9 protein-coding genes are annotated in these 13,565 nt (G+C 46.2%); 2 read left to right on the forward strand and 7 right to left on the reverse strand.

What is annotated here, in order from left to right:
* Nucleotides 1–104: 104 nt before the first annotated feature.
* Both FO447_RS12430 and FO447_RS12435 read right to left on the reverse strand, forming a co-directional pair.
* The gene (locus FO447_RS12430) at nt 105–1,112 is read right to left on the reverse strand and encodes an IS110 family transposase (RefSeq protein ID WP_200756378.1); all 1,008 of its coding nucleotides are present in this window, start codon (nt 1,110–1,112) and stop codon (nt 105–107) included.
* A 461-nt stretch (nt 1,113–1,573) separates the two neighbouring features.
* Nucleotides 1,574–3,421: a calcineurin-like phosphoesterase C-terminal domain-containing protein gene (locus tag FO447_RS12435; protein ID WP_200756590.1), complete on the reverse strand. Its 1,848-nt coding sequence runs from the start codon at nt 3,419–3,421 to the stop codon at nt 1,574–1,576.
* 125 nt (nt 3,422–3,546) lie between these two features.
* Here FO447_RS12435 and FO447_RS12440 point away from each other — a divergent pair, with 125 nt between their 5' ends.
* Both FO447_RS12440 and mutS read left to right on the forward strand, forming a co-directional pair.
* Nucleotides 3,547–4,686 (forward strand): AAA family ATPase, encoded by a 1,140-nt coding sequence (locus FO447_RS12440; protein ID WP_200756592.1) that lies wholly within the window; start codon nt 3,547–3,549, stop codon nt 4,684–4,686.
* Nucleotides 4,687–4,730: 44 nt separating this feature from the next.
* Nucleotides 4,731–7,394 carry a DNA mismatch repair protein MutS gene (gene mutS / locus FO447_RS12445; RefSeq protein WP_200756594.1) on the forward strand — a complete coding sequence of 888 codons (2,664 nt, stop codon included), beginning with the start codon at nt 4,731–4,733 and terminating at the stop codon, nt 7,392–7,394.
* Nucleotides 7,395–7,474: 80 nt separating this feature from the next.
* Here the strand turns inward: mutS and lgt are convergent, their stop codons facing one another.
* From lgt to polA, 5 genes are all read right to left on the reverse strand, one after another.
* Complete coding sequence (gene lgt / locus FO447_RS12450) at nt 7,475–8,338, reverse strand: prolipoprotein diacylglyceryl transferase (RefSeq protein ID WP_200756596.1); 864 nt, start codon at nt 8,336–8,338, stop codon at nt 7,475–7,477.
* Nucleotides 8,339–8,356: 18 nt separating this feature from the next.
* Nucleotides 8,357–9,460 (reverse strand): redox-regulated ATPase YchF, encoded by a 1,104-nt coding sequence (gene ychF / locus FO447_RS12455; protein ID WP_022120130.1) that lies wholly within the window; start codon nt 9,458–9,460, stop codon nt 8,357–8,359.
* 274 nt (nt 9,461–9,734) lie between these two features.
* On the reverse strand, nt 9,735–10,118 hold the full coding sequence (locus FO447_RS12460; protein WP_118152531.1) for a desulfoferrodoxin: 384 nt from the start codon (nt 10,116–10,118) through the stop codon (nt 9,735–9,737).
* 106 nt (nt 10,119–10,224) lie between these two features.
* Nucleotides 10,225–10,389: a rubredoxin gene (gene rd / locus FO447_RS12465; RefSeq protein ID WP_022120120.1), complete on the reverse strand. Its 165-nt coding sequence runs from the start codon at nt 10,387–10,389 to the stop codon at nt 10,225–10,227.
* A 361-nt stretch (nt 10,390–10,750) separates the two neighbouring features.
* Nucleotides 10,751–13,513 (reverse strand): DNA polymerase I, encoded by a 2,763-nt coding sequence (gene polA, locus FO447_RS12470; RefSeq protein ID WP_200756597.1) that lies wholly within the window; start codon nt 13,511–13,513, stop codon nt 10,751–10,753.
* Between the last annotated feature and the right edge of the window lie 52 nt (nt 13,514–13,565).

The following is a 13,565-nucleotide window of genomic DNA, read 5'->3' on the forward strand; positions in this document are numbered from 1 at the left end:
GGGCAGAAGCTCCTAGCCCAGGGCAGCGCCCTGGGTAATTACATACACAAAATAGTCGCCCTGTTTTACTCTAATTGAGCAAGCTTTGAGCGTATTTTTTAACGTTAATTATATTTAACGACCCTTGGGTCTTGCCTAATGAAGTTTGCGTCATAGTATTCACCTTTTTCCACGAGGGTGAATATGATCCTTAGCAACTTGTTTGCTATGGCATTTAGTACATAATGACGCGGCTTTTTATCTATTAAAGTACGTCTCTCGTAATACAGTTTAATCTCCTTGTTGTGCAATCTGGCGCTTTCTGCGCAGATGTACAACAAGGTCTTTGACCGTCTATTACCAATCTTGGATATATGTGCTCCCTTGTCCATTTTCCCCGATGATTTTTCGTATGGCGCAGTTCCTGCATAAGCAGCATATTGGCGCGCTGTAGTTATTTTTGTGAAATTCTCTGTTTTTACCAATAGTTCTACTGCGGTAATCAGCCCAACTCCATCGACACTTTTAACAAGCTCATAGTTGTGGCGAATGCTCTCATGTCCATTTATGACTTTCAACATTTCTTTTTCCGTCTCTGCAATTTCCGTGTCCAACATCTCTTTGATGCGGTCCATGCTTCGCTTGACGGTAAGACTTCTGATAGGACGACAATCCTCGCTCTTGTCGGCTGTTATTAGCTGCTTACGCTGTTCTACAAGCATTTCCCGGTGGCGTGCCAATTGACGAAGCTCATATAGAGCCTCTTCTGGAAACGTCTTGTATTTCAGCTTATCAGGATATCTCTCTCCAAAATCTCTGAGCAGTGCACAATCCAGGACATCCGTCTTGGCACGGTCAGGGGTAGCTCTGTATCTATGGATGACATATCCACCCACAAAGGCAATCTTCACATTGCTATCCATGCAGCACTTCAAGAGAGTATCACCATAAACTCCGGTATGCTCAGCAACCAATACAGCATCGCTTGGAAGGGTTTCTAAAAACCTTCCGATACTCTTAAAATTGTTCTTTACAACCTTATGTGAAGGGTGGTTTGATACTTTTTTTGATGTCAAGTCGAAAAAACTTACGTCAAATTTCTCTTTTGCCAAATCTATTCCGTATATTTGCATATTGAATAAAGTTTTTAATAAGAAGGGTGCTCCGTTCTGAGCGGCTACAACTATACTACGAGTCCTGTCTTGTTCTACACAAGCAGGCTAATTTACTCTCAAGCTTCTGCTCAGAAAATATCCAGTTCCCCAAACAGGGCTAAGCCTTTACTATGCTAGAAAGGGCACAGGGTTAACGCTGGATATGGAGTATTCTTCTTTTTTTATTGTACTTATCTAATTTTCTGCAAAGTTAACAAAAGTTTGCAGATATAAAGATTTTTACCTCTTTATTTTTCCAAGTGCAAATATAATAGTAAGGGCAAAAGCTTTGTATATTTGAAGCTTTTGCCCTTACAGGGCGTCTTGTTTATTGCTATTGTACCCAGGGCGCTGCCCTGGGCTAGGAGCTTCTGCCCTTTCAGGGCGTGCTGCTTGCGTTCTACCTTTACTTTAGGCCTGTAACCATTGGTTCAGGGCATTTATGGCGTTTTCTTCTTAGCAGCAAGTGAATCTTTCTGTCTGCCAGATATAGAATCCCGCAACATCTTGTCTTTCTTATTCTTATATTCCTTATACTCTTTTTCGTAATAATGGGCATAGTTGGCGAAAGGCTCTGTCGTTACCTCATCGCTCGATGCCGTATAGGTATTTCCGTAAGGATCGGATGCCTTGATGATGATTCTGGCATTCGGATTCCTAGGAGTATAATAATATAGGTGGTTCATGATGAGATAACCATTCCCCTTGCTCACGAAACGATAGGATACACTCTCGCTATACTTATGATGATAGCCTGCGGCAAAGGCATCCTGCCCCTTTCCGCTGAGGCGCCCCATCAGATATTCTTTGCCATCCTCTACGGCTACCACGCGCCAATGACTGGTAGCATTGAAGACATTGGCTACCAGGATATTCCTGTTGTTTGCCAACTGCCAATCCCTAGAGTATTTCTCGCCGTTGAAATCGGTCTGCGCACGGAACAAGGTCATCTGCTTGCTCTTATCCCAGAAAGTTCCCTTGTAATAGCAGTTGCTGATGCTGGTACCCACAAAACTGTATACATAATATCCATTTGGAGTTCCGCAGATGTTGATATTCGACTGCCATATATTGCCACAGGCAGCAGCATGACAATGCTCCATCACATCCTCTCCCTCATAGTTGATTTCGTGGTTGCAGGCAAAATGAGTATGTCCGCAGAAGAGTTCGTAACCGCCCTTAAACTGTTTCAGTAAAGAAAGCAGGAGCGAGAGACGGGAAGAAGAATAGTGTCCCTCCTCATGGGCATTGGTCAGCGGCTTCGCCTTGCTGAAAGGCGCATTACCAAAGGTAAAAGGAATATGATAACAGAGTACCACCTTCATATCCTTTGGCGTGAGGGCGAGATCCTGCTTCAGCCACTTCACCTGGCGCTCACGTAATTCTCCAGGAGAATAATAAGACATGCCGCGATGGAAGAAGCAGTTGTTGATGCAGACATAATGCACATCGCCACGGTTGAAGGAAAAATCGGTAGGACCGAAATTCTCCTCCCACTTCCTGCGGTAGAGCGCCTTGCCATCCTGATCGTGATTGCCGATGACGGAGAAGAGACGCATCTCTGATGAGCCCAATGCCTGGCGTATCTGACGCTCCAGTTTGGCGTTGTAGCCGCCATAATACTGTACATCATCGCCCATACTGAGTCCATATACTGGAGTTCCGGCTGGAAGACTCTGGATGGTTTGTCTGATATCCGCCATCGTCTGGGTAGTGAATCTTTCTACATCGCTCTTCTTGATGGGATTATCATCCGGTGAAGTATAGTAAGGGCTGTAGGCATTGGTAACCTGCGGGTCGCCGATGACAATCATCTTATAGTGAATCTCCTTGCCGCCCGGCAGTCGGGTGAGGGTGAAGTTATAGGTTTTCTTCCCCTTGGATACCTTTTGGTAGAAGAAAGCCGTGCGATCGGTCTTAGAATGGGTAGGAACTTCGCAATCGGATGGAACAGAATAGTATATGAATTTTGCCAGGCTGTCTCGCTTCATCTTATATCTGCCCTGTGCATCGGTTTTCACACAGTTGAATCCATCGCTCACGATGACGCCAGCCACTCCCTTTCCTTCCTTATCTCTTAAAGTTCCGGAGATATTGAAATCCATCTTCTTCACAGGTTTCTTCTTCAGTGTATCTGCAGGCTGTGGCTTGAGCCGGAGAACCGGTGGAGTTTTCACCAGGTTCTGTATCTGTTTCTTGGGGTAGAGCAGGTGCAAGGTGATGCCTATTGCTACGAGAGCGCAGCAAGCAACCGACAGGACCCCTATGTATAATTGTTTCTTTTTCATGAGTACAAAAGTACGGCTTTATTATGGTAATGCAGCATATATTCATTTAAAAAACTCTAAATATTACCTTAGGGTAACTTACCTTAGGGTAATATTTCGTAACTTTGTACCAAATTACTAGGAATATGGCAAAATATCTATCACCATTTCAATTTGGTACATTAGCCACCAATGAGAATTTTATCGACAGACAGGAAGACAGGGCTTTGCTCAAGCAATTACTGTCCTCCCATATCAACGTGATGCTGATTTCACCACGCCGATGGGGTAAATCATCGCTAGTGAAAAGGGCGATGAGCGAATTGGCTGGTGAGGATAATAACGTAAGAATCTGTTATATCGATGCCTTCAGCATCGGCTCTGAATCTGAATTTTATCGCACTTTTGCCAGTCAGGTTATAGCTTGTGCTTCCTCTAAAATGGAACGGTGGATAGAGGATGCAAAGAAATTCCTGACAGGCGTGATACCGCAGGTTGTAGTAAGCGACCAGGTGACCGACTTCATGGCTTTCGACCTGAAGTTTGTGCCACAGGAGCGTGATAAGATGGCGATTCTCCAACTGCCTGAGTTGCTGGCAAAGGAAAAGGGCATCAGGATTATCGTCTGCATAGACGAGTTCCAGCAGTTGGCTAACCTTCCTGAGTATAAGGATATGGAGGGAAAGATGCGCTCGGTATGGCAGCAACAGCAGCTTACCTCTTACTGCCTCTACGGCAGCAAGCGAAACATGATGCTCAATATCTTCAACAATTCCAATAGTCCTTTTTATCGCTTCGGACAAGTGATTTTCATGCAGAAGATAGCTAAGGAGCATTGGATTCCATTCATTCTGTCATCTTTCGAGAAGACAGGAAAGTCAATCTCTGCAGAGATGGCAGAGCGGATCTGTGATGCCGTGGCGTGCCATTCCTGGTATCTCCAGCAGTTGTGCTATTTTATCTGGAGTTTCACGGTTTCGGAAGTGACGGAAGATATATATCATCTGGGATTGAAACAGGTACTCAACATCAATACCCCGATGTTTCAGAATGATACGGAGAATCTCAGTTCCACCCAGATAGAGATGCTTAAGGCTATAGCCAATGGCGAACAGCATTTCTCTTCGCAAGCCGTGAAACAAATCTATAATCTTGGTAATCCGAATACGATTGTCAAGAACAGGAAAACGCTCCAGAACAAAGATATTATCGAAAAGCAAAACGATGCTTTTGTCTTTGTTGACCCGATATACCGGCTGTGGTTTAAGGAGGAGTATTGTAGATAGAAACTATGTAAATTTAAAGAAATAATATAAGGAGAAGAAAGATAATGGCAAACGATAATAAAGGTCTTACACCGATGATGAGACAGTTTTTCGAGATGAAATCGAAACATCCCGAAGCGCTGCTGCTCTTCCGTTGCGGTGACTTCTACGAAACTTACTGCGAAGATGCGGTGGAGGCATCCCGTATACTCGGCATTACGCTGACACGACGCAACAATGGCGGTTCTACGGGTACGACCGAGATGGCAGGATTCCCTCATCATGCTCTGGATACCTATCTGCCTAAACTCATTAGGGCAGGCAAGCGCGTAGCGGTATGCGACCAGCTGGAAGACCCGAAGAAGAAACGACTCGAAATAAAAGGTAAGAAGGGACTGAGCCAGATGGACAAGATGGTGAAGCGAGGTATTACTGAACTCGTTACACCGGGTGTGGCGATGGGAGATAACGTACTGAACTACAAGGAGAACAACTTCCTGGCAGCCGTACACTTCGGCAAGACCGCCTGCGGTGTGAGCTTTCTGGATATCTCGACCGGAGAGTTTCTTACCGGCGAGGGAACCTACGACTATGTAGAAAAACTGATGGGCAACTTCATGCCGAAAGAGGTACTCTACGACCGCGCCCGAAAGAATGACTTCGAGAAATATTTCGGCAGCAAATACTGTACCTTCGAACTGGATGACTGGGTTTTCACCGAACAGACAGCCCTGCAGAAACTCCTGGGACATTTCAAGACAAAATCTCTGAAAGGTTTCGGTGTAGAGCATCTCAAGAACGGCGTGATAGCCAGTGGTGCCATCATGCAGTATCTCGAGATTACCCAGCATACACAGATTAATCATATCACCGCCCTTTCACGTATCGAAGAAGATAAGTTCGTGCGTATGGATAGGTTTACTATCCGCAGTCTGGAGCTGGTTGCCCCTATGCAGGAAGACGGTTCTTCGCTCCTGAATGTCATCGACCGTACGGTAACGGCGATGGGTGGACGTATGCTCAGACGCTGGCTGGTCTTCCCGTTGAAGGACGTTAAACCAATCAACGAGCGCCTCGACATCGTAGAATATTTCTTCAAGGAACCGGAATTCCGTCAGCTTCTCGATGACCAGCTGCATCGCATCAGCGACCTGGAGCGTATCATTTCCAAAGTAGCCGTGGGTAGAGTTTCGCCTCGTGAAGTGGTTCAGCTGAAGAATGCACTCGAAGCCATCAAGCCTATCAAGGTGGCATGCCAGCATGCTACGAACGAGGCTCTGAAGCGGGTAGGCGAGCAGCTGAACGTATGCGAGACCCTGAAAGACCGCATCGCCAGGGAAATACAGCCCGATCCGCCACAGCTGGTCAATAAGGGTGACGTGATAGCCGACGGATTCAATGCCGAACTTGACGACCTTCGTGCCATCAGCCGCCACGGCAAGGATTATCTGCTCAAGATACAGGAAAGGGAGATAGAAAAGACAGGAATTTCGAGTCTTAAGGTAGGTTACAATAATGTTTTCGGATACTATCTGGAGGTGAGAAATACCTTTAAGGATAAGGTGCCTGAGGAGTGGATACGCAAGCAGACGCTGGCTCAGGCAGAGCGTTATATCACCCAGGAACTGAAGGAATATGAGGAAAAAATTCTCGGTGCTGATGAGAAGATTCTAGTATTGGAAGCACAGCTCTTCAACGAACTGATAGCTGCCATGCAGGAGTATATTCCGCAGATACAGATCAATGCCAACCTCATCGCCCGTATGGACTGTCTTTTGTCATTTGCAAAGACATCTGACGAGAACCGCTACGTGCGCCCTATCGTCGATGAGTCTGAGGTGCTCGATATCAAGCAGGGCAGGCATCCGGTGATTGAAACCCAACTGCCGCTGGGCGAACGCTATGTACCTAACGATGTGCTGCTCGATACCGAGAAACAGCAGATCATGATGATTACCGGTCCTAACATGGCTGGTAAATCGGCTCTGCTGCGCCAGACCGCCCTTATCGTGCTGCTGGCACAGGTAGGCTGTTTTGTGCCCGCAGAGAGCGCCCGGGTGGGACTGGTGGATAAAATCTTCACACGTGTAGGTGCAAGCGACAATATATCGCTCGGCGAATCAACCTTCATGGTAGAGATGACCGAGGCAGCAAACATCCTGAACAACGTTTCTCCGCGCTCGCTGGTGCTCTTTGATGAGCTGGGAAGAGGTACTTCTACCTACGATGGTATTTCCATTGCCTGGGCTATCGTGGAATATCTGCATGAACATAAGAAGGCGCAGGCACGTACGCTCTTTGCTACCCACTATCATGAGCTCAACGAGATGGAGAAGAACTTCCCTCGCATCAAGAACTTCAATGTGAGTGTGAGAGAGGTAGACGGAAAGGTAATCTTCCTGCGTAAACTGGAACCGGGAGGCAGTGAGCACTCTTTCGGTATCCATGTGGCAGAGATTGCCGGTATGCCCCGCAGCATCGTGAACCGTGCCAATGTGATTCTCAAACAGTTGGAGGATGACAATGCCGGGGTAGGCGGTGCCGGTAAACCGAACGTACAGCACATCGATGAACCTAAGGATGGTGTGCAGCTCAGTTTCTTCCAGCTCGATGATCCTGTACTGACGCAGATACGTGATGAAATACTCGGGCTGGATGTGAACAATCTCACTCCGGTAGAGGCATTAAACAAGCTCAATGACATCAAGAAGATTCTACTGGGAAGATAAAAATATAAATCCCTCCCCGTGGCAGCAGATGCTGTTGCACGAGGAGGGATTTTTATAATATGAAAATAAGTCGTCTAATATTATTTTGCCTCTACGTTCTTTTCTTTCGCTCTCTTTGTGCTGGAAACGATGCTCCATACACCGGCGATGATGAGCGGAATGCTCAATATCTGTCCCATATCCATAGGCAGACCTGCCTCGAATGCCACCTGAATCTCCTTGGTATATTCGATGAAGAAACGGAAGGTGAAGATAAGGGTAAGGCAAAGACCGAAATAGAAACCGGTGCCTACGCTCTTAGGTCCTCTCTTCTTGTAGATGAAGAGGATGAGGAGGAAAAAGCAGAAGTATGCCAAAGCCTCGTAGAGCTGCCCCGGATGGCGTGGATACTGGTCTTCGCGAACGAAGATAAATGCCCAAGGCACATCGGTTACCTTGCCGATAATCTCTGAATTCATCAGATTGCCCAAACGGATAAAGGTGGCTGTAATGCCTGAGCAGATACCCATATTATCGAGCACTACCCAGCCGCTCACCTTCATGTTGCGGCAATAGAGCCAGATGCCGACGAACATGCCGAATACGCCTCCGTGGCTCGCCAGTCCCTCATAACCCGTAAACTTCCAACTGCCGTCTGGCATGTGGTGAACAGGTATCAGCATCTCGATGAAGTGATCCCACTGGGTGAGGAAATATTCCGGCTGATAGAAGATGCAATGCCCCAAACGGCCACCTATCAGTACACCGAAGAAGATGTAGAGAAACAGTGGGGAGAACTTCTCATCTGAAAGCCCCTGCTGCTTGTAAAGCTTGCTCATGAGCAGATAGCCCAGCAGCAGACCAATCATCCAGCAGGTGGAGTAGTAGCGGATGGTCATAGGACCCAGATGAGCCAGGATTGGGTCTGGGTCCCATACGATATAATTAAGCAGATTTGCTATCATAACCGTAGAAGAATAGGATTATACATTGAAGCGGAAGTGCATGATGTCACCATCCTGTACGACGTACTCCTTGCCCTCGATGCCGAGTTTACCAGCCTCGCGTACTGCAGCCTCAGAGCCATACTTGATATAGTCATCATACTTGATAACCTCTGCACGGATGAATCCCTTCTCGAAGTCGGTGTGGATGACGCCGGCACACTGAGGAGCCTTCCAGCCCTTGTGATAGGTCCATGCCTTTACCTCCATCTCACCAGCGGTGATGAATGTTTCGAGGTTCAGCAGGGCATATGCCTTCTTGATGAGTCGGTTTACGCCGCTCTCTTCCAGTCCGAGTTCTTCGAGGAACATCAGTTTGTCCTCGTAGGTTTCGAGCGATGCGATGTCTTCCTCTGTCTTGGCAGCGATGACCATGCACTCAGCACCTTCTTCCTTGGCGATTTCCTCTACCTTCTTGCTATACTCGTTGCCGGTCTTGGCAGAAGCCTCGTCAACATTGGCTACGTAGAGCACAGGCTTGGTAGTGAGGAGGAAGAGGTCGTGAGCCACCTTCTGCTCTTCCTTGGTTTCGAAAGTAACGCCACGAGCATTCTTTCCCTGCTCCAGAACAGCCTTGTAAGCCTCCAGAACGGTAACCATCGTCTTAGCATCCTTGTTGCCTGCTGCAGCAGTCTTCTTCTGCTTGGTGAGCTGAGATTCGATAGTTTCCAGGTCCTTGAGCTGCAACTCTGTATCGATGACGCTCTTATCCTCCAAAGGATCAACCTTAGCGCCACCCTCGCGAACGATGTTGTCATCGTCGAAGCAGCGGATTACGTGGATGATAGCATCGCACTCACGGATATTTCCCAAGAATTTATTACCAAGACCTTCGCCCTTGCTGGCACCCTTTACGAGACCTGCGATATCTACGATTTCGCAAGTAGCTGGGACGATGCGTCCTGGGTGAACAATCTCTGCCAACTTGTTGAGTCGCTCATCTGGTACGGTGATGACGCCCAAGTTTGGTTCGATAGTACAGAAAGGGAAGTTAGCTGCCTGTGCCTTTGCACTAGACAGACAGTTGAACAGTGTAGACTTACCCACGTTTGGGAGGCCTACAATACCACATTTTAATGCCATTTTATCTTTAAACGTTTAAATTTCCGGTGCAAAGTTACACATTATAAATGAAAGATACGAAGAAATCGTGGAAAATTAACTAAAAAAGGCATTCACGATGCTGGTGAATGCCTTTCTGATGATTACTATGATAAGTATTTGTTATTTCAAGACAGCTTTCTTGCCGTTGATGATGTAAACTCCCTACAATATAGAGACGCATCCTCCTGAATAATACTATTTCTTTTGATTTTATCCTTCTGAAATCTTTTAGATCTTACCTATAGGCAATCTTTTAGATTACCCCCTTCCACAATCCGTGAAGGTTGCAGTATTCTCGAGCCGTAACATCCTTGGCTTCTGCGTTGGTCAGGAAGATAGCCTCTGGCTTTTCGCCTGGCTTCAACTCATGACGAAGCACATCGGTAGGGGTGAGCAACTCAATCCACTGGATGTAATGCTCTGGAAGCATCGGATGCTCCACACTTCCTACTGTTACGCGATAGCCGCCCTCAATAGGTTCTATCACAGGCACGTGCTTCTCTTTGGCGCCATCGCTGGTGTTTTCCTTCATCAGCTTCATCGGCTCGCCACAGCAACTGAGCACGGCTCCTGGGTTTACAACTTCTACTACATTGCCACAAATCTGGCAGCGGTAGATTTCTCTAACTTTTGTCATAATGGTTCCTCCTATTATTTTATGAATGTATCGCCTGTATATCAGGCATTTCATTCAGATGATTCCTTTGTGAGGATATCCTTCGTGTGATTCCTCCAAAAGAGCCTTATTCCTCTACAGGGCTGAAATCTTCCTTGCCTACTCCGCAAAGAGGGCAAACCCAATCATCTGGGATGTCTTCGAATGCTGTACCTGGAGCGATGCCGCCCTCTGGATCACCTACTTCTGGATCATAAATCCAACCACACACGTCGCAAACATATTTCTTCATAATGTTCCTTTCTTTCTTAATTTGATTGATTTCTGTTATCTATTCACTTTTAATCAGACAGGTGCGTTTGCATATCAGTCTGATTTACTATGCAAATATACACTTTATTTCTGTAAGAACCAAATAAATTTGAAAATGTTATAATTTTATTATCCTTTTTAATCTAAATAAACAAAGATTTCTAGATGTACTTGTGAATAAAGGAGTTATTTGTCTTTTTAGTAGTGTTTTGATAGAAGATTTGATTGTTTCATGTGAAACATCTCGAAAAAGAAAAGCTCGCAAGATGATTGTTTGGTATCTTGCGAGCTTCTTTGTATTTAAGTTGCCTTGCGGTTTCTGCGGCCGCTTTCTGTTTTTTCTAATGTGCTTCTAGCCAGTTGTTTCCCCATCCGGCATCAGCAACCAGAGGCACACTGAGCTGGTAGGCGTTCTGCATCTCTTCTACCACAATCTTCTCTACCTTTTCCTTCTCTTCCGGATATACGGAGAAGTTGAGTTCGTCATGCACCTGGATAATCATCTTGCTCCTGATGCCTTCTGCTCTGAATCGGTTGAAGATGCGGATCATAGCCACTTTGATGATGTCTGCCTCAGAGCCCTGGATAGGGGCATTGATGGCATTGCGCTCGGCAAATCCTCTTACAGTACCATTCTTGCTGTTGATGTCTGGCAGGTAGCGACGGCGGTGGAAGAGGGTTTCGGCATAGCCTTTCTCTCTTGCCATTTCCTTTGCCTTCTCCATGTAAGCCTGAACACCAGGGAAGGTGCGGAAGTAGTCTTCTATGATCTGCTTTGCCTCTCGGTTTTCGATGTTCATGCGTTGGGCAAGACCGAAGGTCGTAATGCCGTAGATGATGCCGAAGTTGGCAGTTTTTGCCTTCTTGCGCTGTGCATCTGTTACTTCTTTGATGTCTTCGTGCCAAATCTTGGCAGCTGTAGCTGCATGAATATCAGAGCCTTCACGGAATGCTTCTACCATGTTTGGATCCTGGCTCAGGTGTGCCATGATGCGAAGTTCTATCTGTGAATAGTCGGCAGAGAAGAACAGGCAGCCTGGTTCTGGGATGAAGCATCTGCGTATCTCCTTGCCATCGTCATCGCGTACAGGAATATTCTGCAGGTTCGGATCGCTTGAAGAAAGGCGACCTGTGGCTGTGATGGCTTGGTTGAAAGAGGCATGAATGTGACCGGTGCGAGAGTTGATAAGCTTTGGAAGGGCATCTATATAGGTTCCCAAAAGTTTCTTTAAACCTCTGTAGTTCAGTATCTCATCGATGATTGGACTCTTGCTGCGCAGCTGCTGAAGAACTTCTTCGCTTGTTACGTACTGGCCCGTCTTCGTCTTCTTAGGCTTCTCCACAATCTTCATCTTTCCGAAGAGTATTTCTCCAACCTGGCGTGGGGAAGCGATATTGAACGATTCGCCTGCCAACTCATAGATATGATGTTCTATCTCATTGAGGCGATTGGTGAGTTTCTCGGATGTTTCCTTCAGGGTATCGGTGTCGATGCATACTCCCGTCATCTCCATGTGGGCTAAAACAGGTACAAGCGGCATTTCTACATTCCAGAACAGATCTTCACAATCTATCTCTTTGAGTTTTGGTTCGAGCACATTTTTCAATCTCAAGGTGATGTCGGCATCTTCGGCAGCATATTCGTAAATGTCTGATGGGGCGAGATCGCGCATCGACTTCTGGTTCTTTCCCTTCGGGCCAATCAGTTCTTCGATGTGGATGGTCTGATAGTTGAGGAATACTTCTGCCAAGTAATCCATGTTGTGGTATAGTTCTGGCTGGATGAGATAGTGGGCGAGCATCGTATCGAACATCTTGCCCTGAATCTCTATGCCGTAGTTCATCAACACCTCGTAATCGTATTTGATGTTCTGCCCCACTTTCAAGATTTCCGGGTCCTCGTAGAGAGGTTTGAAGATGTTTACGATTTTTAAGGCTTCTTCACGATTTGCCGGAATTGCTACGTAGAAAGCCTCTTTTTCCTTCACGGCAAAGCTCAAACCCACCAATTCTGCATCAATAGCAGCGGTAGATGTGGTCTCTGTGTCTAGACTGAGAATATTGAATGTCAATAAATAATCATAAAGTTTCCTTGCATCTGCTTCTGTATCAATGAGTTTATATGAATGAGTGGTCGTTTTAAGGGTCTCAAAACTCGCGTTTTTTGACTCTTCCTTACCATCGGCAGGCTGTGTGCCAAATAAATCGAGCTCTCCTGTAGGTTTTGTTTGCACCTTTTTAGGTTTGTTAAGAACTCGGTTGGCAAACGACTTAAACTCCAACTCGGTGAAGATTTCATCCAATTTTGTATTGTCTGGTTCTACCCGTTTCAAATCTTCCATCTTGATCTCTACCGGAACATCGGTTCGTATGGTTGCCAGGAACTTTGACATCCTGATATCTTCTACAGCACCCTCCACTTTTTCGCGGAGCTTGCCTTTCACTTGAGAAGAGTTCTCGATAAGACCTTCTACACTACCGAACTCGTTGATAAGTTTGATGGCTGTCTTTTCTCCCACGCCCGGACAGCCTGGGAAGTTATCAGCTGAGTCGCCCATCAGAGCAAGAAGGTCGATAACCTGGAGTGGGGAAGTGATGCTGTATTTCTCTTCAATTTCCTGTACGCCCAACTTTTCGTATCCACCGCCATGACGAGGACGGAACATGAAAACATTGTTACGAACCAGTTGTGCGTAATCCTTATCGGGTGTGAGCATGTAGGTTTCCATCCCCTTTTCACCTGCCTTCAAGGCAACTGTTCCAATGATATCATCCGCCTCGAAACCATCTACCTGAAGGATAGGGATATGATATGCCTCCAGGATATTTTTGATGATAGGCACAGAGAGTTTGATGTCTTCCGGTGTCTCTTCTCGTTGAGCTTTATATGCAGGGAATGCCTCATGACGGAAAGTCTTGCCATGGTCGAAAGCTACCGCTATATGGGTAGGTTTCTCCTTGGTAAGTATCTCGTTGAGGGTATTGCAGAACCCCATTACACACGAAGTATTGAGTCCCTTCGAATTGATTCGAGGGGCTTTCATAAAGGCGTAATACGACCTATAAATGAGCGCATACGCGTCTAAAAGGAACAATTTATCCATAATATTCATTTTTGTGGTGTAAAATTACTAAAAAAATGCGATATTTCAAGAA

The sequence above is a fragment of the Segatella copri genome, assembly GCF_015074785.1.
In the GTDB taxonomy this organism is placed as follows: domain Bacteria; phylum Bacteroidota; class Bacteroidia; order Bacteroidales; family Bacteroidaceae; genus Prevotella.